At 62.6% G+C, this 21,676-nt stretch carries 16 protein-coding genes; 7 read left to right on the top strand and 9 right to left on the bottom strand.

Annotated elements, in window-relative coordinates; translation table 11 throughout:
* Positions 1-18 precede the first annotated feature (18 nt).
* A complete protein-coding gene (locus tag HHL08_RS06720; protein WP_169571732.1) occupies positions 19-1,158 on the bottom strand; it encodes an acyl-CoA dehydrogenase family protein in 1,140 nt (379 codons plus the stop codon).
* Positions 1,159-1,363: 205 nt separating this feature from the next.
* Between HHL08_RS06720 and HHL08_RS06715 the strand changes: the two genes are divergently transcribed.
* Entirely contained in the window at positions 1,364-2,608 is a 1,245-nt protein-coding gene (locus HHL08_RS06715) for a LysR family transcriptional regulator (RefSeq protein WP_169571730.1), read from the top strand.
* A gap of 125 nt (positions 2,609-2,733) precedes the next feature.
* On the opposite strand, the gene HHL08_RS06710 is transcribed toward HHL08_RS06715, so the two are convergent.
* From HHL08_RS06710 to HHL08_RS06685, 6 genes are all read right to left on the bottom strand, one after another.
* Positions 2,734-2,952, bottom strand: a complete 219-nt coding sequence (locus HHL08_RS06710) for a hypothetical protein (RefSeq protein WP_169571711.1) — start codon at positions 2,950-2,952, stop codon at positions 2,734-2,736.
* A 10-nt stretch (positions 2,953-2,962) separates the two neighbouring features.
* On the bottom strand, positions 2,963-4,450 hold the full coding sequence (locus HHL08_RS06705; RefSeq protein ID WP_169571729.1) for an aldehyde dehydrogenase family protein: 1,488 nt from the start codon (positions 4,448-4,450) through the stop codon (positions 2,963-2,965).
* 19 nt (positions 4,451-4,469) lie between these two features.
* Positions 4,470-6,095 (bottom strand): GMC family oxidoreductase, encoded by a 1,626-nt coding sequence (locus tag HHL08_RS06700; RefSeq protein ID WP_169571727.1) that lies wholly within the window; start codon positions 6,093-6,095, stop codon positions 4,470-4,472.
* Positions 6,095-7,447 (bottom strand): MFS transporter, encoded by a 1,353-nt coding sequence (locus HHL08_RS06695; RefSeq protein WP_235954968.1) that lies wholly within the window; start codon positions 7,445-7,447, stop codon positions 6,095-6,097. The genes HHL08_RS06700 and HHL08_RS06695 overlap by 1 nt, the downstream gene beginning before the upstream one ends.
* 80 nt (positions 7,448-7,527) lie before the next feature.
* Positions 7,528-8,460, bottom strand: a complete 933-nt coding sequence (locus HHL08_RS06690; RefSeq protein ID WP_169571725.1) for a PDR/VanB family oxidoreductase — start codon at positions 8,458-8,460, stop codon at positions 7,528-7,530.
* Between the two features lie 147 nt (positions 8,461-8,607).
* Positions 8,608-9,921, bottom strand: a complete 1,314-nt coding sequence (locus HHL08_RS06685; protein WP_235954967.1) for a Rieske 2Fe-2S domain-containing protein — start codon at positions 9,919-9,921, stop codon at positions 8,608-8,610.
* 257 nt (positions 9,922-10,178) lie between these two features.
* On the opposite strand from HHL08_RS06685, the gene HHL08_RS06680 reads away from it, so the two are divergent.
* Positions 10,179-12,395: a TonB-dependent receptor gene (locus HHL08_RS06680; RefSeq protein ID WP_328804587.1), complete on the top strand. Its 2,217-nt coding sequence runs from the start codon at positions 10,179-10,181 to the stop codon at positions 12,393-12,395.
* Between the two features lie 64 nt (positions 12,396-12,459).
* Positions 12,460-13,239, top strand: a complete 780-nt coding sequence (locus HHL08_RS06675) for an SDR family NAD(P)-dependent oxidoreductase (RefSeq protein WP_169571721.1) — start codon at positions 12,460-12,462, stop codon at positions 13,237-13,239.
* Positions 13,240-13,270: 31 nt separating this feature from the next.
* Here the strand turns inward: HHL08_RS06675 and HHL08_RS06670 are convergent, their stop codons facing one another.
* Positions 13,271-13,750 carry a hypothetical protein gene (locus HHL08_RS06670; RefSeq protein WP_169571718.1) on the bottom strand — a complete coding sequence of 160 codons (480 nt, stop codon included), beginning with the start codon at positions 13,748-13,750 and terminating at the stop codon, positions 13,271-13,273.
* Between the two features lie 265 nt (positions 13,751-14,015).
* Here HHL08_RS06670 and HHL08_RS06665 point away from each other — a divergent pair, with 265 nt between their 5' ends.
* The 4 genes from HHL08_RS06665 to HHL08_RS06650 all read left to right on the top strand — a co-directional run bounded on the left by HHL08_RS06665 (position 14,016) and on the right by HHL08_RS06650 (position 19,964).
* Positions 14,016-15,059, top strand: coding sequence for an aromatic ring-hydroxylating dioxygenase subunit alpha (locus HHL08_RS06665; protein ID WP_169571716.1), 1,044 nt, complete (start codon positions 14,016-14,018; stop codon positions 15,057-15,059).
* A 104-nt stretch (positions 15,060-15,163) separates the two neighbouring features.
* Positions 15,164-15,907: a MerR family transcriptional regulator gene (locus HHL08_RS06660; RefSeq protein WP_169571715.1), complete on the top strand. Its 744-nt coding sequence runs from the start codon at positions 15,164-15,166 to the stop codon at positions 15,905-15,907.
* A gap of 302 nt (positions 15,908-16,209) precedes the next feature.
* Positions 16,210-17,511 carry a cytochrome P450 gene (locus HHL08_RS06655; protein ID WP_169571714.1) on the top strand — a complete coding sequence of 434 codons (1,302 nt, stop codon included), beginning with the start codon at positions 16,210-16,212 and terminating at the stop codon, positions 17,509-17,511.
* Between the two features lie 86 nt (positions 17,512-17,597).
* Positions 17,598-19,964 carry a TonB-dependent receptor gene (locus HHL08_RS06650; RefSeq protein WP_169571713.1) on the top strand — a complete coding sequence of 789 codons (2,367 nt, stop codon included), beginning with the start codon at positions 17,598-17,600 and terminating at the stop codon, positions 19,962-19,964.
* Between the two features lie 436 nt (positions 19,965-20,400).
* On the opposite strand, the gene HHL08_RS06645 is transcribed toward HHL08_RS06650, so the two are convergent.
* A protein-coding gene (locus HHL08_RS06645; RefSeq protein WP_169571712.1) for an IS5 family transposase occupies positions 20,401-21,161 on the bottom strand; the annotation gives its coding sequence in 2 pieces (ribosomal slippage) (positions 20,401-20,828 and positions 20,828-21,161; 762 coding nt in all).
* Positions 21,162-21,676: the final 515 nt, after the last annotated feature.

Here is a 21,676-nt window from a genome sequence, read left to right as displayed (position 1 = left end):
CATCCCGCCCGCCAAGGATTATCGCAGCAGTTCGCGCGCGATCGTGTTCTTCTGGATTTCCGACGACCCTTCATAGATGCGGGTGATGCGGATATCGCGATAGAGGCGTTCGATCGCAAAGCCCCGGCAATAGCCCGAACCGCCGAAAATCTGGACCGCGGTATCGACCGTGCGGCTGCCCGCTTCGGTTGCGAACAGTTTGGCCATGGAGGCGAGTTCACGGCGCTTTTCGCCCTGGTCATACCGCCAGCAGGCGTCGAGCAGGATCAGGCGGGCAGCGCGCATGTCGGTCGCCATGGTGGCGATATAGTGGCGGATCGCCTGGAAATCGGAGATCACGCCGCCAAAGGCGGGACGCTGCTTGGATTCCTCGATCGCCAGTTCCAGCGCATATTCGCCCATGCCGACCGCCGTCGCGCCAACATTCATGCGACCCTCGTTCAGCCCTTCGAGCGCATAATGGAAACCACGGCCCAGTTCGCCGATCAGCGCGTCGGGGCCGACCTGGCATTCGTCGAATGTCAGTTCGTAGACGCCCGGTGTCGCGGTGCCCATCAGTTCGATCGTGCCAGTGACGGCGAAGCCGGGCGTATCGGCCGGCATCAGGAAGGCGGAAATGCCGCCGCGCGGCCCCGCCGCCTTGTCGGTATAGGCATAGACGATCACATATTTCGCGTTCTTGCCGTTCGAAATATAGGTCTTGCTGCCGGTGATGACCCAGCCGTCGGCGTTGCGGGTCGCGGTGGTGCGCATCGAACCCGGATCGGAACCGCTATTGGGTTCGGTCAGCGCAAAGGCGATGCCGATTTCGCCAGTGCACATGCCGGGCAGCAGCGCTTCCTTTTGCGCGTCTGAACCATGGTACATGATATTCTTGGCACCCGGTCCCATCAACGGGCGCAGTTCGGTCCAGAATTGCGGGGGCAGGCGGGACAGTTCGATCTGCACCGCCGCCTGGGCAAGGGCACCCAGGCCCAGGCCGCCATATTGTTCGGGCAGCGCCATGCCGAAATAGCCATTGTCGATCAGCGTCTTTCGCACGACCGGGGGCACTTTGCCGGTCGCCTGAAATTCGATTTCATGCGGCAGCAGGTCGTGCACGATGGCACGGGTGACGTCGCAAAATTCCTTGATGTCGTCGGGCAGTTCAAAGTCCACGGGGCAGCCTCCTTATGGTTCGACTCTGATGCGCGGATAACCGCGTTGTTCCGCATTGGTCCTACCATTGGAATAATGGTCAGTCCATTAAATTTTCTGACTAATGGATGGCGCGGCGGCTGTCCTTTGGGACAGTTGTCCTTTAGGGATGGAGCAGCCCGACGACGCAAAAGCGCGCGGGCGCAGGGTAACAAGAGTAAGCGGCATGGCGACCGATCCGTTCGACCTTAATCTGCGCCATCTGCGCGCGCTGCTGGCGATCCGCGAACATGGCAGCATCACCGCCGCGGCCGATGTGGTGAGCCTGTCGCAACCCGCGTTGACGCAGGGTCTGGCGAAGCTGGAACGGCAATTCGGATACACGTTCTTCGAGCGGCGGTCGGGCGGCATGGTGCCCACGCCCATGGGCGAGATCGTGATCGAACGCGCGCGCGCGGCGCTCGATCATCTGTCGCAGGCAGCGAAGGGGCTGTCGGGCGTGTTCCAATATCCCGAACGGCTGATGACGATGACGCAGCTGCGCGCCTTCCTGGCGCTGGCGGAGGCGGGCAGCTTTGCGGCGGCGGCGCATGGCAGCACCTTGTCGCAGACGGCGGTGCATCGCGCGGTCGGCGACCTGGAGCAGATGATCGGCGGCAAGCTGGTCGAGCGACGGGGCCGGGCGGTGTGGCTCAATCCGGCGGGGAAGCGACTGGCGCGCGGCACAAGGCTGGCGGTGGCGGAGATCGTCGCGGCGCTGGCCGATATGGGGCTGGACAGCGGCAGCGGCAGCGAGGTGATAGCGTTCGGCGCGCTGCCGCTGGCGCGGCCCTATCTGGTGCCGGCCGCGATGGCGCGGATGGCTCGGAGCGATCCGCGCGCGGCGTTCAAGGTGCTGGAGGGCAGTTGGCGCGAACTGGTGGAGCCGTTGCGCGACGGCGTGATCGACATCATCGTGGGCGCGCTGCGTCCGTATGAAATTGCCGACCTGTATCAATTGCCGCTGTCCGAGGATCGGTTGGTGATCGCAGCGGGAAGCCAGCATCCGCTGGCGGCCGAGGCGAAGCCGACGATGGCGCAACTCGCATCCTATCCCTGGATCGTGGCGCCGGCCAATTCGCCGTTGCGTGAACAGTGGGAGAAATTGTTCGGCGAAGGCGCGGCGCCGGTTACGCCGCCAGCGACTCCCATCGAATGCGGGTCGGTGATGATCATCGGGCGGCTGCTGACCGAAGGCAATTTCCTGACCCTGTTGTCGCCCGACCAGGTGGCGTTGCAGATCCGCAGCGGGCTGCTCACCCAGATCGGCCCGCCGCTGGAGGACAGCAAGCGCGTGGTGGGGATCACCACCCGGCGCAGTTGGCGGCCGACCGCGACGCAGCGGCGCTTTCTGGAGATGCTGAGCGAGGCGGCCAGGGGCGAGCGGGTGGAAGGCGCGCCGCCCGATTTGCGGGAATCGGGCTGGGTGTGATGGGGCTGTTGAACGATTAGCGCGGGGTGTTCCGGCGCAGGCCGGAACCCAGTCCAGACGGCGGGACTGGATTCCCGCCTGCGCGGGAACACGCTATCCCGTTGAACGAGACAAGCGCCAGCCGACTATGGCCGATCGGTCGCCTGGAGCGCGGCGATCCGGTCCTTCAGCCGATCGGCGAGGGAGGGCCGGATCGGCTGTCCAGCGAGCAATTTGCGCCATGTATTGTAACTGATGCCGAAGCGGGCGTTGAGCGCTTCGTCGGTGCGGCCAGTGGCCAGCTTCTGCATCTGGAGGATCATCTCCTCCTCCAGATGCACGCCGTTGCTGTTGTTCTGCTGCACGGTGCGCGCCTCAGTCCAGATTGATCCAGACCGCCTTCGTCTCCAGATAATCCTCTATATGATGCGGGCCTGATTCCCGGCCAAAGCCGCTCATCTTGTAGCCGCCGAAGGGCACGGCGGGGTCGAGCATCTGGTAGCAATTGACCCAGACGGACCCGGCGCGGATGCCACGCGCCATGCGGTGCGCGGTGCCAAGGTCGCGGGTCCACACGCCGCTGCCCAGGCCAAATTCGGTGGCGTTGGCGCGGGCCAGTACCTCTTCCACCGTGTCGAAGGTGAAGGCGGAAAGGACGGGGCCGAAAATCTCTTCCCGCGCGATCGTCATGTGATCGGCGACATGGGTGAAAATGGTCGGCTCGATAAAATAGCCCGCATCATAGCCCACGCCGCTCATGCGAGCGCCGCCGGTCAGGGGGCGGGCGCCTTCTGTATTCGCGCCGTCGATGAAGGCGAGGATCTTGTCCATCTGGGGCAGGGAGACGACCGGTCCCATCTGGGTGGTCGGGTCCAGCGGGTCGCCGACCTTGATGGTCTTTGTGAAGGCGGCGAGGCGCTCCATAAATTCGTCGTGGATTGCCGATTGCACGAACAGGCGGGTGCCAGCGCTGCAAATCTGCCCGGCATTGGCGAAGACCGCCATGGCGGCGGCGGGGACGGCCTTGTCGAGATCGGCATCGGCGAAAACGATATTGGGCGACTTGCCGCCCAGTTCGACGGTGACGCGCTTCATCGTCGGGGCAGCGGCGTGGAGGATCTTTTCACCGACGCCGGTGGAGCCGGTGAAGGCGATCTTGTCCACGTCCGGGTGGCTGGATAGCGCCGCCCCCGCATCGCCCAGGCCGGTGACGATGTTGATGACGCCTTCGGGAACGCCCGCCTCCAGGCAAAGCTCGCCGAAACGGAGCGCGGAGAGGGGCGTCTGTTCGGCGGGCTTCATGACCAGGGTGCAGCCGGTGGCGAGGACCGGGCCGGCTTTCCACACCGCCATGCCGATCGGGCCATTCCACGGATTGATCGCCGCGACGACGCCGATCGGTTCCTTGAGCGTGTGGGACAGGACATCGCCGGGCGCATTATTGTCGATCGTGTCGCCTGTGATGAGCATCGCTTGGCCCGCATAATAGCGCAGCAGCGCGCCCGCGCGCGCCTTGCCCATGATGGTGCGGCTATAGGGTGCGCCAAGGTCGAGCGTGTCGAGCATCGCCAGTTCTTCGAAATGTTGCTCCACCAGATCGGCGAGGCGCAGCATGATGCGCTGGCGATCGACCGGCTTCGTCCGCCGCCATGGCCCTTCAAACGCAGCGCGGGCCGCCTTGACGGCGCGATCGACATCCTCCGGCCCGCCCTGCGCGATCATGGCGAGCAGTTCGCCGGTGGCAGGGTTGCGGGTTTCGAAGCGCTTGCCCGACAGGGCCGGCACGCGCTGGCCACCGATCAGCATGTCCTGCTGGAGCGTGTCGAGCAGAGCGGGGCGGGGGGGGATGGTCATCATGGTCATGGGGCTCTCCGGGCCGCGATCAGGCGGCGATATTCGATGTGACGGCGTCTTCCAGAATGAAGCGGGCGGCGCGCTCGGCAATCATCATGGTGGGGGCGGATGTGTTGCCGCTGATGATGTCCGGCATGACCGAGGCGTCGACGACGCGCAGGCCCGATACGCCGCGCACGCGCAGGCGGGTGTCCACCACCGCTTGTGGGTCGCTGTCCGGTCCCATCTTGCAGGTGCCGGTGGGGTGATAGGCGGTGTTGACGATCTTGCGCAGGGCGGCGTCGATCTCCGCGTCGCTTTGATGCTGGATGCCGGGTTCGATCTCCGCACCGGTCATGGCGGCGAGCGCGGGTTGGGCGAAGATGCGGCGGCATTCGCGGAAGCCGGCGATCAACGTGTGCATGTCATAGGGATCGGCGAAGAAATTGGGATCGATGACCGGCTTGTCCTCCGGCCGGTTGCTGGCCAGGCGCACCGAGCCGGCGCTTTTGGGGCGCAGCAACTGGATCAGGCCCATATAGCCATGGCGGCGGGGGACCGAGCGCGCGTCGAGCTTCAGCCCGGCGAGGAAGGTGATCTGGATGTCCGGGCGGCCGGTGCCGTCGGTGCAGAGGAAGCCGCCGGCCTCCGCCACATTGGACGCCAGCATCCCTTCGCGTTTGAACAGATATTTGAACGGGCTGGCGAGGATGCGAGGCAACACCTTGGCCGAGACGGCGTAGGATTCGGCCGACGGGTTTTCCATCGCGACATGGACGGTAGGGTGATCCTGCAAATGCTGGCCGACGCCGGGCAGGTGGTGGACGACATCGATGCCCATGTCGCGCAGATGATCCTGCGGCCCAATCCCTGAGAGCATCAGCAATTGGGGGGAGTTGGTGGCGCCTGCGCACAGGATGATCTCCCGCCGCGCGGCAATGGTGCTGCGCGCGCCGTCCTTCTCTATCTCCAGGCCGACCGCATGGCCGCGATCGAACAGGATGCGGCGGACCATGGTTTCATCAAGGACGGTAAGGTTGGCGCGCTTAAGGGCGGGGTGGAGGAAGGCGCGGGCGCTCGACAGGCGGGTGCCGTTGCGCTGGTTGAGGTCGTAGCGGCCGAAACCGTCCTGTCGGTCACTTGCAAAATCGTCATTGCGGCGATGCCCGGCCTGTTCCGCCGCGTCGACGATGGCGGTGCTGACCGGGTTCCAGCTTTTGGGCTTTTGCACGTCCAGTTCGCCGCCTTTGCCGTGCCAGCCTTTGTCGGGACCGGCGTAGTTTTCGACCGCTTTGAAGGCGGGGAGGACGTCGTCATAGGACCAGCCAGCATTGCCCGCTTTCGCCCAGCCGTCATAGTCCGCCTTCTGCCCGCGAATATAGACGCCGCCATTGATAGCGCTGCATCCGCCGAACAGTTTGCCGCGCGGGAAATTGATGGTGCGGTTGTTGACCGCCGCATTGCCGGTCAGCGCCTGTTTCCAGTTATATTTTTCGTGCGGCAGCAGGAAGATATTGCCGACCGGCATCGCGGTTTTCAGGTTGAGCGGCCATTTTCGGTCGGACGGCCCCGCTTCGATCAGGGCGACGCGATTGGCGGGGTCGGCGGACAGGCGATTGGCCATCAGGCTGCCGGCCGAGCCGGAGCCGATCACGATATAGTCGAAAGCGTCCATTATAGCGCGTCCTTACGGCCGAGCGCGGGCACATGGCCCCGCACGGCGATGAAGCCCAGGGCGTTGACCAGCATCAGGGCGCCGAGCGCGCCGAAGAAGCCGAGATTGCCCCAGTCGATGAGCAGCGCGCCCGCCACCGCACTGACGATCGCGCCGACCCGGCCGGCCGCACCCATGAGGCCAAGGCCGCGCGCGCGCAGGCCGGTGGGGAAGGCGTGCGCACCGACTGCGAACATGGCGGACTGGGCGGCGCTGGCGAACAGGCCGAGCGCGCCGAGGCAGGCGAGGACGGCGGCTTCGTTACGGCCACCGCTGATGGGCAGCAGGGCCAGGGTGGCGCACACGGCCGCGCCGACGATCGCCATCAGGATCAGCACCGGGCGGGATCCGAAGCGGATGATGGCGAGCGACGCGATCATCGCGCCGATCGTGCCGCCCATGTTGAAGCTGGTGAGGCCCAAGCTGGCGGTCTGTAGGCCAAAGCCCGCGCTGTTGAGCATCGTTGGCGCCCAATTGAACATGAGGTAGATCATGAACATGCCCGAGAACATCGCGACCGCCAGCGCCAGCGTGTCGCGCAGCAGGGCGGTGCCGAACAGGTTGCGCATCGGTTCGTAGCGGGGCGCTTCCCCGGCGGCGAGCGGGACATGGGCGGCGGAGGCAGGGTCGGGATGGCCGATGCGGCGCAATATGCGGTCGAGTTCGGCGGCGCGATCGGGGCGCTCCGCCAGGTATCGGGGCGATTCCGGCAGGACGAACCAGAGCCAGGTGACGAAGATCATCGTCACCACGCCGCCGATGTAGAATAGCCAGCGCCAGCCAAGGCCAGGTAGGATCAGCGCAGCGGCGACGCCGCCCAATATGCCGCCGATCGAGACGCACACGACGCCGAAGGTGACGGCGACGCTGCGCCAGCGGACCGGCGTGAACTCCGCGATCATGGCGCTCGCCGTGCCGGGGACGCCACCCAGGCCGACGCCCGCCAGCGTTTTCAAGGCGGCGACCTGCCACAGCGCGCCGGAAAAGCCGGTGAGGAGCGTCGCGACGCCGAAGATGGCGACGCCGATGATGAGCGCGCCACGGCGCCCGAAGCGATCGCCGACCCAGCCCGACGTCAGCGTGCCGACGGCCATGCCGACGAAGCCGAGCGCGAACACCGACCCCAGTGCCGTTCGGTCGATGCCCCATTCCTTGAGCAGGGACGGCGCGGCCAGGCCGAGCATCTGGTTGTCCAGGCCGTCGAGAATGACGGTCGCGGCGATCATCAGCACCGACCAGATCTGGTAGGACGACATGGGTATGTCGTCCAACATTCCTCTGGTGCTGCTGCCTTCTATCGTGGCGACCGCCAAGACATTCTCCTCATCTTCGGGCCGTTTGCGGCCGCTTCATTCATTTGCCGGCGTGAAATAGGAAAACCGGAATATCGCTTTTACAGGTCCAGCACGAGGTTGGCGCTTTTCGATCCCGAACAGCAGACCATGATCGATTTGTTCGCGGCCTTGTCGTCATCGGACAGGAAATGGTCGCGATGGTCGGGGATGCCGTCCAGCACCTTCACCTCGCAGGTGCCGCAAATCCCTTCGGAACAGGCGAAGCCGACATTGACGCCGGCGCTCAGCAGCGCGTCGAGCATCGTCTCGCCTTCCTCGACTGCGATGGTCTTGCCGCTTTTGGCCAGTTCCAGCGTATAGCCGCCTTCGGTCGCCATTTCGGTTTCGGCGGAGAAATATTCTATATGGGCGTGGCCCTTGGGCCGGTCGCAGTTGATCGCGACGAAGGCGTCGAGCATCCCGCCCGGACCGCAGCAATAGAGATGCGCGTCGGCGGGCGCGGCGGCGCAGATGGCTTTGAGGTCCAGGCGGCGGCCGCCGGGGATGCCGTCATAGGCGATTTCCACCCGGTCATAATCGGACAGGCGATCGACATAGGCGGCGCGCTCAGGCGAGGCGGCGACATAATGGAGTTCCCAGCTTTTACCGAGCTTTTCGAGGCGCGCGATCATCGGCAACATCGGCGTGATGCCGATCCCGCCGCCGATCATGACGGTGTGGCTGGCATCCTCCACCATCGGGAAATTATTCTTGGGGTCGGAGATGTCGAGGATCTGGCCGACCTGCCATTTTTCATGGATGTGGCGCGACCCGCCGCGACCATCGATCGCGTGATGGACGGCGATTTCATAATAGCCGCGGATCGCGGGATCATTGACCAGCGAATAGCTGCGCGCGAGGCCAGGCGACAACTGCACATCGACATGCGCACCGGGGTCAAAGGCTGGCATCAAGCCGCCATCGACGGGTTCGAGGATGTAGCTGTTGATGCCTTCGGCTTCCCAGCGGATATTCTTCAATCGTGCGCGCATCACCCTCTCCGTCCGGTGCGATGCGTCTCTTGGCAGGGCCGGGGCGCCATGGATCGGCGAACCGGACAAACCGCAATGCGTTTCGTCACCTCTATCATCCTTGTCTGAGGCACCGGGGCATGGATCGCCCCGGCCCTTGCTTGTGTCTCACTCAGCCGCTTCGACCTTGTCGGGCCAGCGGATCGCCTTGGCCAGCGCCGATTCATAGGCGTTGGCGAGCGTGTCACTGGGGTCGTGCAGGAACGACCCGGCGCGCGCGCGGTAGAAGATGCTGGGGTCTTCGATCCCCGGCGGCAACGTGCCCTTGTTGGCGAGCGCGCGGGCGGCCAGCAACACGCGGCGGCGGACGCGGGCGATCATCTGGTCGGTCGGGGCCAGATTTTCGAAGCTATGGTCGGTGATCGGCCCCATGCTTTCGGTGACGGCCTGATCCTGCATCGTGATGTTAGGGATGCCGGTGAACTGGGTGCCGTTGCGCTGGGAATCGCGGTCGATCGCCCAATCGTTGGCCTGGCTGTCGGGCGAGCGCCAGCGGCCATACCAGTCGGTGGTGGTCGGCGCATATTCCAGCGGCGCGAACAAGGGCGTGCCGTCCTTGAGCGTCGAGGTATAGGCCGGGTTGCCCGCATCAACGCCGCAGGTGATGTCGAACAGCATCGAATGTTCGTCATCCATCGGCACCCAAGCGCGGGCGATGGCGCGGGTCGCGAACCGGTTGTTGGGCGTCTGCGTCCAGAAGGGGAACATATAGTGGGCGACGCGCCAGCTCATCTGGCCATCGTCGTTCGGGCGATAGCCACCATACATGACGCCCCAGTCGGCCTGCGCGACTTCATAGTCGGGCGCGCGGTTGAGGACAGTCGGACGCATGGGATGATCCTCATCCAGATCGTCCGCTTCGATCGATCCGACATGGAGGAAGCCGACATGGCTGGTGTCGATGTCGCCTTCCAGCGCCTGGAGCCAGTTGCAGTCGCGTTGCAGACACCAGATTTCCGCGTCCGGGTGCATCGTCGCCTCGATCTCGGGGATCGGCGGCGGGCTGGCCTGGTTTTCGCCCATGTAAACCCAGATCAGGCCATTGGCCTCATAAGTCTTATAGGCCTTGGCATGGACCTTTTCCTTGAAGTCCATGCGGGCGGGGACGGACGGCATATCGACGCACTTGCCGTCCACGTCGAATTTCCAGCCGTGATAGACGCAGCGGATGCCGTTTTCCTCATTGCGGCCGATGAACAGCGACGCGCAACGATGCGGGCAACGATGGTCCATGATGCCGACCCGGCCGGAGCTGTCGCGGAAGGCGATCAGCTTTTCGCACAGGATCATCAGGCGGACCGGATCGCCATCGGCCTTCACTTCGGACGACAGGACGGCGGGCATCCAATATTGGCGCATCATCGTGCCCATGACCGTGCCCGGCCCTACCCTGGTCATGTCGGCGCTATCCGTGGACTGCATGAGTTTTTCAGCCTCTTCCTTGCTTGTCGTTATCGGCGCGGCTTGAATCAAAGCCAGCGCCATTCCCTGACCTTCTGCTAGAGCCTGTCCGGGCCATGCCCCAATCGGAATGTGGTCGGACCATTCAATAATCGGGACGATACTATTGCGCCCATTTCCTTTTTGCTGCTTCACGCTCCCCAGGCGGCATCAAGCCGTGTCGTTAAGGGAGAGTCCGGGCAATGCCTTTCAGTTTTAAAACATCCTCAGCACTCAGCGTGATCGCCGCGATGATCGTGGCCGCGCCGGCCTTTGCGCAGGCCGATCAGGCGGCACCGCAGGCCGCGCCGCAAGAGGCGCCACTATTCCCCGAAGACATCGTCGTCACCGCCGAGCGGCGCGAATCGACCGTGCGCGAAGTGCCTTTTTCGATCGCGGCTTTTGGTGGCGAACTGTTGCGTGAGGCGCAGGTCTATAGCCCCGCCGCGCTGACGCAGCAGATGCCCGGCATCACCGTCAACACCGCCGACAAGTCGCTCTCGATCGTCGCGATCCGCGGCAATGTGTCGACCTTTCGCACCGCCACGCTGGACACGCCAGTCGCCTATTTCATGGACGACGTCTATTATGTGTTCAACAACGACCTAAACGCCAACTTCTACGACACCAACCGCGTCGAAGTGCTGCGCGGGCCGCAGGGCACGCTGTTCGGGCGCAACGTGGTGGGCGGCGCGATCGCCGTCATCACCAACAATCCCGACTTCAAGGATGATTATTACGCGCAGATCACCGGCGGCAATGGCGGCTATGTGCGGACCGAGGGCATGGTCAACGGCACGCTGGTCGATGACAAGATCGCCGGCCGCTTCGCCTTCAGCACCGAACATAATGATGGCCTGATCGACACGCCCAACCAGTCGGGCAGCTATGGCAAGTCGGACAGCTATTCCGCGCGCGGCAAATTGCTGTTCCAGCCGACCGATACGCTCAAGATCGTCCTGTCGGGCGATTACAGCTATACCAAGGGCAACGGCGGCGCGATCCAGCTGGGCATCGGCGGCAATCAGGTGATCCCCGCTACCTTCGGCGATTATGACGACGACAAATGGACCAATAACGACTTTGTGGCCTCGCCCTATCGCCAGCGTCTGCGCGGCGGGTATCTGCGCGGCGACCTGGATCTGCTGGGCGGCACGCTGACGTCGATCACCGGCTATCGCATGAATGACAGCCGCGCGATCAACGACGACGTGCCGGTCGCGACCCAGGTGCCGGTGTTCGACCGCCGCCAGGTGGTGAAGAACCGCAGCTTCACGCAGGAAGTGCGCTTCGCCTCCGCGCCCGGTCGCTTCTCCTATGTGGTCGGCGCCTATTTCCTGTCGGCTGACGTTTCGACCACCAATATCTTCTTCTACAGCCCGCTGCCAGGTTCGGCCGTCAACGCGACCGTGCGGCGCAACCCGGACGTGACCAACATCACCCGCGTTCAGGAAGGCAATGTCCGCAGCCTGGCCGTGTTCGGCGAGGCGACGTTCGAGATCACCGACAAGCTGGCCGTCGTGGCCGGCGGCCGTTACACGTCGGACCGCAAGAAGATCGACTATCACGCCTTCTCGACCACGGACGCGGGCGCGATCCCCGGCTTCGGCTTCCCCGGCGAAGTGTTCGCGTCGGGCGGCAAGACCTGGGATGCCTTCACGCCGCGCTTCACGATCAAGTTCGAGCCGATGGACAAGGTCAACATGTATGCGACCTATGCCAAGGGCTTCAAGTCGGGCGGTTTCGTCGACAATGCCTATCGTGATCCAACCATCCCGCTGGAGCCGGAAAAGGCGGAGAATTACGAAATCGGCGCCAAGTCGCGCCTGTTCGACAACAAACTGGACCTGAACATCGCGCTGTTCCGGCAGACGACCAAGAACCTCCAGAATTTCTCCGGCGCGGGCGGTATTGCGCATACCTATAATGGTACGCTGAAGATGAAGGGGCTGGAGGTCGAATCCGTCGTCCGCCCGGTCGAGGATCTGCGCCTGACCGCCAATTACACGCATCTGGTGGGCAAATATACCGACCTGCGCGATCCGCTGGTGAACCTGGATTATTCGGGCAATCCGGCCAAGTTCGCGCCACGCGACAGCTTCACCGTGGGCGCGGCCTATACCGGCCGTCTGGCCAATGGCGCGACGCTGACGCCGCAGGCGGACTTCAACTTCTCGACCCGTATTTCGACCGACGACGCCAACACGCTGCGCCTGTACGACAATCTGCACGAGGATACCCGCGGGCGGACGCTCAACGCGCGGCTGAACTATGAAACCGCCGATGGCCGTTTCCAGGTCGGCCTGTGGGGCAAGAACCTGACCAACAACTACCAGATCGTGAATGCGGACGACATCACCGCCTTCCTGGCGGTGCCCGGAAACGGCACCACCTATTGGAAGATCTTCACCAACACGCCGCGGACCTACGGCCTGACACTGTCGTTCCGCCACTAATGCCCAGGGGCGGGGAGGGTGATGCCTTCCCCGCCTTTTCTTTTGCCAGTTTCAGGACGGACATATGACCGAACAATTCACCCTTCCCGCCAATGGCAGTTTTTCCTTTGCAGGGCGTACCGCGCTGGTGACGGGCGGCGGGCGCGGCGTGGGGGAAGCGGTGGCGCGCGAAATCCATGCCGGTGGCGGGCGCGTGGCGGTGAGCGACGTCGATAGAGATGTGGCGCAGGCGGTGGCGGCGTCGCTCGATCCGACGGGCGAGACGGCGATCGCGCTGGTGCTGGACGTGCGGGAAAAGGATCATTTCCTGGCCGCGCGGGACCAGATTGCGGGCCTGTGGGGCAAGGTCGATATCGTGGTGAACAATGCGGGCTTCGCCAAGCGCACGCCGACGCAGGATATTTCACCCGAAGAATTTGACGCGATCGTCCAGATCAACATGCGCAGCGTGTTCCTGAGCTGCCAGATATTTTCCGAACATATGCGCGAGAATGGCTATGGCCGGATCGTCAACATCACCTCGCTCGCCGGGCAGAATGGCGGGACGGTGGCCTCCCCCCATTATGCCGCGTCGAAGGCCGGGGCGATCATGCTGACCAAATATTTCGCGCGCTATCTGGCCGGGACCGGCGTGACCGTGAACGCCATTGCCCCCGGCCCGATCGACACCGCCAAGGCGCGGCTGTCGGCCGAACAGATTGCGCGGGTCGAAGGCGAAGTGCCGGTCGGCCGCTTCATGGCCGTGGGCGAGATCGCGGCGGCGACGGCGCTGCTGGCGTCGGACCGGGGCGGGTTCTTTGTGGGGGCGACGCTGGACATGAATGGGGGGCTGTATTTGCGGTGAGGTAAAGGACGGGTTGCGACCAGTTTCTGCCTTACTTGGTTAAAGTCGCGGCATCTGAAACCGGACGTAAGTTGATTACCTTATCGACGATTATCTCATAGTCGAAGGCGCTCAAGTGCCCGTAGCTTCCCTTGCGAGCCGTCTGTCGTCCCACAAACTCAACTTCGTAGAGGCCTTCGTCGCCAGCCGAAGAGGTTAGAGCCTTCCCCGACAACCAGATGCGGTCGCCAGCAGTTTGATAGGAGCAGGAACCAGCGGGCGATGGACAAAAGCGGGAATTCTCGAATTCTCTTCTCCATAGGCCTTCCCACTGACGGGCTGGTGTCATTTCGAAGCATTCATCTGTGCTCGACGGCATCGCTTCGATACCACCATATTTAATATTGTTAAGGCACCGCTCGGTGATGCCCGGCATTCCTTCTCGAAACTCTTGAATAGCATTATCCGAGAGCCGCTGTGGTTGCTGTTCACACCCTTGCGTCACCAACAGTATCAAAGGAGCGAGGTTCATAAAACGGCATTGCATGTTGCGATGATGGCCAGATCGACCCCGCTCTGCAACTTCTGACTTGAGTGATGCTGATCCAATATCAGCCCGTCCGCTTCCCACCCATCTCTGCCGCCCCCTCAATCCCGCTTCCTCGCATCCATTTCCCGCTTTTCTTATGGCTTTATGGGATTGCGATTGGCGGTTCTGTGCAGCCTATCCATAATCATGCCCAACAATAGGGTAGCGCCGGAGCAGTGAACCGCCCGGCCGGACAATGGAGAGCAGCATGTTCATTTACAACGCATGGTATGTGGCCGCCTTCGCCGCCGATATCGAACCGGGCAAGACGCTGGGGCGCAAATATCTGAACAAGGCGGTGGTGCTGTTCCGTACCGAAGGCGGCGAGATCGCCGCGCTGGAAGACCGGTGCAGCCATCGCGCCATGCCGCTGTCCGCCGGCCATGTCGATGGCGATGTCCTGCGCTGCTGCTATCATGGCGTCGAGTTCAACGGGAAGGGTGCCTGCACCCGCATCCCCAACCAGGCGCGCATTCCCGCATCTGCCAATGTCCGCCATTATCCCGTGGTGGAGAAGGACCATCTGATCTGGATCTGGATGGGCGAACCGGCGCTGGCCGACCCGTCGATCATCGTCGACAGCCCGGAACATAATGATCCGGCCTGGACCTGGCGCCCCTATAATTTCCCGGTGAAGGCCAACTGGCAGCTGATCATCGACAATATCATGGACCTGACCCATGTGCCCTATATCCATGCGCGCACGATCGGCGGAAACCCGGAGCAGCACTATAATGCCGACACCAAGGTCGAATTTGACGGCCGCAAGGTGACGTTGCTGCGCAAGATGCCCAATTCGGTGCCGCCCAAATCCTATGTCGACGCAGGCGGGTTCAAGGGCCGGGTCGATCGCTGGCAGGAAGTACGGTTCGAGCCGAGCATCGGCATGACCTGCCGCGTCAATGCCGGCGGGTGCGAGGTCGGCACGGGCGCCTATGAGGGCAAGCGCGACAATGGTTTCATGCTGGCCAACAATCATTTCATCACGCCGGAGACGGCGACGACCAGCCATTATCTGTGGACCATCTGCACCACCGCGCCCAAGGAAAGCGGCGTACCGGACGTGCTGTTCGATCAGTTTTTCGACACGATCACCGAAGATGAAGTGACATTGCAGGCGCAGCAGGCGCGGATCGACGACGAGCCGGAGCGGGCCTTTGTCGGCATCGCCAGCGACGGCGCGGTCAACCAGGCGCGCCGCCTGCTCAGCACGATGCAGGAAGCCGAAGAGGGCGCGAAGGTCGCGGCCTGACGCTTTTGCCGACCGCCGTTCGGCCTGAACGGCGGTCGGCTATCGGGCGTAGGCCGCGCACTTAGCGGCTTGCTCCGGTCGATCCGCCATGCTGTAGCGTCGTCATGAAGATGCGCGAACTGGAGGAGCGGACCGGAGTCCATCGTGAGACGATCCGCGTCTATCTGCGCGAGGGATTGATCCCGGAACCGGCGCGCCCGCGCAAGACCGTCGCCGATTATGGCGAGGAGCATGTGCAGGCGATCCTGGCCGTGCGGCGGCTCCAGCGCGAAAACCGGCTGACGCTGGCGCAGATCAAGGCGATCATCGGCGGCGAGGGGACCGAAGGGCGGGTCGAGGCCAGCGCCTTCGACCAGTTGGAGCAGCTGGTCGCGCATCGTGTCGGGGTGGACGGCCCGCCGGTGACGGTCGCGTCGCTGCTGGAACGCTATCCCCATGCCGCGCAGGATGCGCAAACATTGGCGAAGATCGGCATCCTCGACATTATCGGGACGGAGCAGGGCGAGGCGTTGAGCATCACCGGCGCGCAACTGGTGCGCATCTGGGGCGACATGCGCAAGGCCGGGTTCGATGAACGATTGGACTATACGCCCGAAATATTGGGATTTTATACGGACGCTGCCGATTTCGTCGGCCGTTGGGAAGCGACGACCTTCATGGAACGGGTCGGCGGCCATGTCGATGTGGCGGAGGCTGCGACACTGGTCGAACATGCGCTGCCGCTGATGCTCGATTTCTTCGGCCTGATGCGCCAGCGCGCCTTCTTCCGCCATGTGGATGCGATCCGGGCCGGCCGGGAAACGGATCGCCCAGATGATATGGTCAAGCCATCCTCCGCGTATCCCTGACGCCGACCGGGACGGGCCCGTTTGCGTCAAACGCCCCATAGGGCAGGCGACGGTGCGGCTGCCAATGACCGCGCTGTCTGGCAAAGCGGCTTCATTCAATCTTTGTGCGATCATTCAGTTTTGGGGACGGAATGGCGGCATTTGCGGTGCTTATGGTCCGCAAACCGCGGCTTTCCATCATTAAGGCGCTAAATGGTCCGACCGATTTTTGCGATTGACGACTCTCCACCTTCGTAGTTACGTAATCAGCATACGCAATACGCAAAGATCCGTAAGACGGCGTAGCAGGAGAGGGTAGTTTCATGGCGACTTCGCTGGGTGCCGACGTGCGTCCGATCATTCCCGACGACATAGCCCGGATCGTCATTGCGCCCAAAAGCTATACCGACGACGCCACCATCTATGGCGCCTTCCAATGGCTGCGGGCGCATATGCCGCTGGGGATCGCGCAGGTGCCGGGTTATGATCCGGTCTGGATCGTCACCAAACATGCGGACATCAAGGAAGTGGAACGCAACGGCAAGCTGTTCCACAATGCCGATCACAACCCGATCCTGGTCGATCAGGCGTCCGATGCCTTCACGCGGGAGATTAACGGCGGGTCGATCCGTATCCTGTCATCGCTGACCTATATGGACCCGCCCGAACATGCGTCCTACCGCACGCTGACGTCCAACTGGTTCCTGCCGGGCAAGATCGGCAAGCTGGAGGAGCAGATCCGCGTGCTGGCGCGCCAGTCGGTGGATAATCTGCTGAGTTTCGACGGAGAATGCGATTTCGTTCGCGATTTCGCGCTGCATTATCCGTTGCGCGTCATCATGACCCTGTTCGGCGTCCCGCCCGAAGACGAACCGCGGATGCTCAAGCTGACGCAGGAGTTTTTCGGCGTCCATGATCCCGAGGAGCAGCGGCCCGAAATGGCGGCCGACCCGGTGGTTGCGGCAAAGCAATGGGCAGCCTCGATCGAGGATTTCTATACCTATTTCGACAAGTTAAGCGCGCAGCGGCGCGATCAGCCGACCGACGACCTGCTCTCGCTGATCGCCAATTCGCGGATCAACGGCGCGCCGATCCCGCGCGACGAGGCGAACGGCTATTATGTCGCGATCGCGACGGCTGGGCATGACACGACATCGTCGTCCACGGCCGGCGGCCTGCATGGCATGATGGTCTATCCCGAAAATTGGGCGAAGGTGAAGGCGGACCCGTCGCTGATCCCCGGCCTGGTGGACGAAGCGATCCGTTGGACCAGCCCGGTCAAACATTTCATGCGCAACGCCACCGCCGACACGCAGGTCCGGGGCATGGACATCCGCGCGATGGAACGGCTGATGATCTGTTACCCGTCGGGTAATCGCGACGAGGCGGTGTTCGCGGACGCGGACCGGTTCGACGTCACCCGGTCGCCCAACCCGCATATCGCCTTCGGCTTTGGCCCGCATATGTGCCTGGGCCAGCATCTGGCGAAGCTGGAGATGCGCATCCTGTTCGAGGAACTGCTGCCGCACCTGGCATCGGTGGAGATGGCGGGCGACCCGCGGCTGGTCGAGACGAACTTCGTCGGCGGGTACAAGGCGCTGCCGATCCGCTTCAAGAAAGCCTGAATTTTCAAGACCGGGACACCGCACAAGCGGGTCCGGCACACATGCCCAAGGATGGAATGTCCGGGCGATAATGGGAGGAGTCAGAAATGCATAAGAACATGATCTTGCTGGTCGCGAGCGTATCGGCAGTGGCGATACAGTCGCCCGCCTTTGCACAGACGGAGGCAGCGCCGCAGGCCCAGCAACCCGCCGGTTTGGGCGACATCATCGTCACCGCGCAAAAGCGCGAGCAGGCGATCAACGACGTGCCGCTGTCGATCACCGCCGCGTCGGGCGAGAAACTGGCCAACCAAGGCATTACCAATGTTGCCGATCTGGTGAAGATCGTGCCGGGTTTCAACTATACCGAAAGCGCCTTTGCGACGCCGGTCTACACGCTGCGCGGCATCGGCTTTTACGATACCAGCCTGGCAGCCAAGCCCACGGTCAGCATTTATCAGGACCAGGTGCCGATCCCCTTTTCGATCATGACGCGCGGCGCGACGCTCGATCTGGAGCGGGTCGAGGTGTTGAAGGGGCCGCAGGGGACGCTGTTCGGGTCGAACGCGACCGGCGGCGCGATCAACTATATCGCGGCCAAGCCGACTTCGACCTTCAAGGCCGGGATCGATGCGGGGCTAGACAGTTTCGGGCAGGTATCGGGCGGCGGCTTCATCAGCGGGCCGATCAGCGATACGCTGAGCGCGCGGGTCGCGGTGCGGACCGAGCAGGGAGGGGCATGGCAGCGCAGCTATACCCGCGACGAGAAATTGGGCGACCGCAATTTCACGACCGGCCGCATCCTGATCGATTTCGAACCGTCGGACGGCGCGCGCTTCTCGCTCAACCTCAATGGCTTTATCGACAAAAGCGACGGGCAGGCGGCGCAACTGATCGGCGTGGTGCCGCTGGGCAATCCGGCGCGACTGGGACCGCTCGCCACCTACCCGATCGCGCCGCGCAACAATCGCGACGCCGACTGGACACCGGAGCAGAAGCCGGGGCGCGACGACTGGTTCTATCAGGCGGCATTCCGCGGCGACATCGACCTGACCGACGACATCACCCTGACGTCGATCAGCAGCTATTCCCAATATCATAACGACCAGGATATCGATCCGGACGGCGTGGCGCTGCGCGACTATTTCTACAACACCACCGGAAAGATCACGGCGCTGTCGCAGGAATTGCGGTTGCAGGGGCGCACTGGCGGCCTGACCTATATTCTGGGCGCCAATTATGCGCGGGAAAAAACCTATCAGCAGGATGACGCCGGTCCCTACGACCAGTCGACATCGGCCTATAATTTCGTCGATGCGGGGCTGGGCATCCCTTTCTTCGTCTACAGCCAATATGCCCGGCAGAAATTCGTGAACAAGGCGGTCTTCGCCAATCTGGACTATGATATCGGCGACAGCATCACCCTGCATGGCGGGGTGCGCTATACCAAGACCAATATCGATTTCGCCGGCTGCACCGCCGATCGCGGCAATGCGCTGGGTTTCGGCATCGAAAATCTGGTGAACTTCATCCGGGGCAGCGTGGGCCTTCCGTCGATCGACATTCCGACCGACGGCTGCGTCACGATTGACGGCACCACCCTGACCGTGGGCGAAGTGCGCAAGTCGCTGGACGAGGATAATGTCTCCTGGCGCGCGGGCGTGGACTATAAGCCCAGCAAGGACGTGCTGCTCTACGCCTCCGTCAGCAAGGGATATAAGTCGGGCAGCTTCCCGCTGCTGTCGGCCAGCGATGCCAATCAATTCAACCCGGTAACGCAGGAATCGGTGACCGCCTATGAACTGGGCGCCAAATTGACGTTGTTGGAAAACACCGCCCAGATCAACGGCGCGCTTTTCTATTACGACTATAGCGACAAGCAGTTGAAGGGCCGCGTCATCGCCAATCCCGACGTGTTCGGGCCGCTCGAAGCCTTGGTCAATGTGCCTAAGTCCAGCGTGCAGGGCGGCGAAATCCAACTCGACCTGGCGCCGACCGACGGCCTGCGCGTTAGCATCGGCGCGACCTATCTGAAGACGAAGATCAAGGGCAGCTTCGTCAACTATGACAGCTACGGCAATCAGTTGGATTTCGGCGGGTCGGCTTTCCCCTACACGCCCAAATTCCAGATCGTGACCGACGCGCAATATGACTGGGCGCTCAGTGACGATGTGGCAGCGTTTGTCGGCGCGAACCTGAATTTCCAGAGCGATACCAAGGCGGTGCTGGGCGATGCCCGCGCTACGCCTTCCGCCGCGCTTTCGGCGCAGGGTGGCCTGACGATCGAGGATTATACGCTGATCGATCTGCGCGCCGGCCTGTCCTTCGCCGACAAGCGGTACAAGATCAGCGCCTTCGTGCGGAACCTGGGCAACACTTATTACTGGTCCAACGCCACGCGCATCACCGATACGACGGTGCGCTTTGCCGGCCGACCACGCACGTTCGGCGCGACCCTGTCGGCGCGCTTCTAAACAGCTCCCCCTGGGCCGCGCCCTGAAAGGCGGGCGCGGCCATTTTTTATCCTATGAAGACAGTTATCTACGGCGATGTCTGGCGCGCGATCCCCGCAAAAACCACCTGTGTCGCGATCAGGTGAGCAGCACATAGATCGCCCCGATCGCGGCGCAGGCGCCCAGCACCGGCAGCATCCCGATCTTGAACCGGAACAGGTCGATAATCGCGCCGGTCCGCATTCCGGTCAAGCCGGTTTCCGGCGGCCTCCGGGCAGTCAGATTTTGCAAAAAAATTGGTGACCCCTACGGGCACCCGGCAATCGTGGCAAGGTATTGATTTAACGTCGGTTCTTGCTCCGACCAGCGTTTGATACCATCACAAGTGCCAACTGTCCATTAGGATCGCGCGGGATTGCATGGCATCGTTGGAGACAGTGCTTCCTAGGCTCAGGACTCATTGATTGAGCCAGAATATGACGGTTGCGGCGATGCAGATGGCGGACATGAAGGTGTGGGGGCATCGGTCGTAGCGGGTGTGTATGCGCCGCCAATCCTTGAGTCTGCCGAACATATTCTCGATCGCGTGGCGCTGTCGGTAGAGTCCGGCATCGTGCGGGATCTGGATATTGCGGTTCTTCTTTGACGGGATGCAGGCGGTGATGTTGCGGTCTGCAAGCGTTTTGCGGAACCAGTCAGCGTCATAGCCGCGATCGCCGAGCAAGGCTTTGGCCCTGGGCAACCCATCCAGCATGAGAGCGGCCCCCTTGTAGTCGCTCATCTGCCCTTCGCTCAGGAGCATGACCAGCGGTCTGCCTTTGCCGTCGCAAACGGCATGGAGTTTCGAGTTCAAGCCGCCCTTGGTGCGTCCGATACGTCGGGGAACAGGCCCTTTTTTAAAAGGCTTGCTGCCGTCCGGTGCGCCTTCAAATGGGTAGCATCCATCATCAGTTGGTCAGGCTTGCCGCCCTTCGCTGCCAGGGCCGCGAAAATCTTGTTGAACACACCAAGCCTGCTCCAGCGGATGAAGCGGTTGTAGATCGTCTTGGGCGGGCCATAGTCAGCAGGTGCATCGCGCCACCGCAAGCCGTTCCTGATCACGAAGATGATGCCGCTGATGATCCGACGATCATCGACCCGTGGCACCCCGTGCGACAACGGGAAATACGGCTCGATCCGCCGCATCTGCGCCTCCGAGAGCCACATCAAATCACCCATGACAACGCCTCCTTGCCCCGCCATTGAATCAACCAATCGCAATCCCTGCAAGCCATTTAATAGGTCCTGAGCCTAGCTTTCCATCCAGAATTGCTGACATAGATATAATGCCCGTTCTGGCGAACTTGGCCATAGTAATAAGTAACTTGGCTGTTCCAAAGAACCTCTGGTGCAGTTTCATCGGGGCGCAAGCGGCCTTGCTGATGGGCAAGCCTTGCGAAAGATGACAGCGCGTCAACAACTTCCCAAGGCATCCGATTTCCATCTGGCCTGATCGACCACAATTTCGCGAATGATACGACCTTGAGATTTACTCCAAACCACCACCTGTCCCCGCATATAGACCGTGAGGATGCAATAAATCCCAACCGTTACAAATGCCTTTATTTGTCAACGGCGGTCAGATTCCAGGCCATCGGGGCGGAGTAAAAGTAGGCCACTGTGATGCGGGCCTGACGATATGAAGAGGGCCCCGATCGGGGCCCTCTTCATATCGTTGTCGTCATTGATCAGGT

The organism is Sphingobium psychrophilum (genome assembly GCF_012927105.1).
Taxonomy (GTDB): domain Bacteria; phylum Pseudomonadota; class Alphaproteobacteria; order Sphingomonadales; family Sphingomonadaceae; genus Sphingobium; species Sphingobium psychrophilum.
The sequence above is the reverse complement of the archived record's forward strand: the minus strand, read 5'-3'. Positions and strand labels throughout refer to the sequence as shown.

Excerpts from the sequence above, each read along its gene's own strand:
- HHL08_RS06700 (WP_169571727.1), bottom strand. The coding sequence starts at position 6,095 with ATGGACGCTTTCGACTATATCGTGATCGGCTCCGGCTCGGCCGGCAGC.
- HHL08_RS06685 (WP_235954967.1), bottom strand. The coding sequence starts at position 9,921 with ATGCAGTCCACGGATAGCGCCGACATGACCAGGGTAGGGCCGGGCACG.
- HHL08_RS06705 (WP_169571729.1), bottom strand. The coding sequence starts at position 4,450 with ATGACCATGATGACCATCCCCCCCCGCCCCGCTCTGCTCGACACGCTC.
- HHL08_RS06715 (WP_169571730.1), top strand. The coding sequence starts at position 1,364 with ATGGCGACCGATCCGTTCGACCTTAATCTGCGCCATCTGCGCGCGCTG.
- HHL08_RS06690 (WP_169571725.1), bottom strand. The coding sequence starts at position 8,460 with ATGCGCGCACGATTGAAGAATATCCGCTGGGAAGCCGAAGGCATCAAC.
- HHL08_RS06655 (WP_169571714.1), top strand. The coding sequence starts at position 16,210 with ATGGCGACTTCGCTGGGTGCCGACGTGCGTCCGATCATTCCCGACGAC.
- HHL08_RS06670 (WP_169571718.1), bottom strand. The coding sequence starts at position 13,750 with ATGAACCTCGCTCCTTTGATACTGTTGGTGACGCAAGGGTGTGAACAG.
- HHL08_RS06660 (WP_169571715.1), top strand. The coding sequence starts at position 15,164 with ATGAAGATGCGCGAACTGGAGGAGCGGACCGGAGTCCATCGTGAGACG.
- HHL08_RS06665 (WP_169571716.1), top strand. The coding sequence starts at position 14,016 with ATGTTCATTTACAACGCATGGTATGTGGCCGCCTTCGCCGCCGATATC.
- HHL08_RS06650 (WP_169571713.1), top strand. The coding sequence starts at position 17,598 with ATGCATAAGAACATGATCTTGCTGGTCGCGAGCGTATCGGCAGTGGCG.
- HHL08_RS06675 (WP_169571721.1), top strand. The coding sequence starts at position 12,460 with ATGACCGAACAATTCACCCTTCCCGCCAATGGCAGTTTTTCCTTTGCA.